Source organism: Veillonella tobetsuensis (assembly GCF_001078375.1).
GTDB classification, from domain to species: Bacteria; Bacillota; Negativicutes; order Veillonellales; family Veillonellaceae; genus Veillonella; species Veillonella tobetsuensis.
The window spans coordinates 1-799 of sequence record NZ_BBXI01000024.1; the positions used below are offsets into that span (position 1 = coordinate 1).

General features: G+C 35.7%; 1 protein-coding gene. It reads left to right on the forward strand.

The window, feature by feature from the left end; all coding sequences use genetic code 11:
* Nucleotides 1–88: 88 nt before the first annotated feature.
* On the forward strand, nucleotides 89–799 hold a 711-nt coding region (locus VEI_RS09210), incomplete at its 3' end, for a transposase (RefSeq protein ID WP_145749527.1).

Genomic DNA, 799 nt, shown 5'->3' on the forward strand with positions numbered 1-799 from the left:
GGGGCTGTAACAAAACAGCCCCTTAACTTTTTTATATTTCTAAGCAAAAAGGGTCCCGAGGGACCCTTTTCGTTGGTATAATTAAATTATGAACAAAAACCATACCAATGAATCTAATTATACCAAACTAGTAATGCCTCGCCAACTAGTTTTACCATTGGATTATGGCATTTTGATAAAAGAAACAGCGCCTGTGCGGTTACTCGATGCTGTATTGGAGGAATTAGACTATAAAGAGTTACAGCATTTGTATTCTCCTAAAGGGAGAAAATCTAAAGTTCCACCGCATATTCTGTTCAAAATTTTTGTCTATGCTATGTCCAACGGCGTGTATTCTACACGTATGATACAACAACAATGCGAAGAAAATATTAATTATATGTGGCTTCTTCAAGGCTATTCAGCTCCAAGTCATATGACTTTTCAACGATTTTTTGCACGTTGTACACTAGATATCTTAATGAATCTGTTTTCACAGATGATGGAAGCTATTAACAGACGTGATACCTTAACATTTAATGAAGTCTTTATTGATGGAACTAAACTAGAGGCTAATGCCAACAAGTACACCTTTGTCTGGCGAAAAGCAGTACAAAAAAGACTAGATACATTACCCTCTAAATTAGCTATATTAAAGCAAGACATCTGGAATGAATTAGGGCTAGATACCCATTATATGAATGATGAATGTATATATACTTTCTTAGCCAAAGAAATTGAAGTACAACATATGGAACTCGTACAAGGAAAAGGCAAGCATAAAACACCATTGCAACGGTTGTATGAGCGAGCTGAAGTT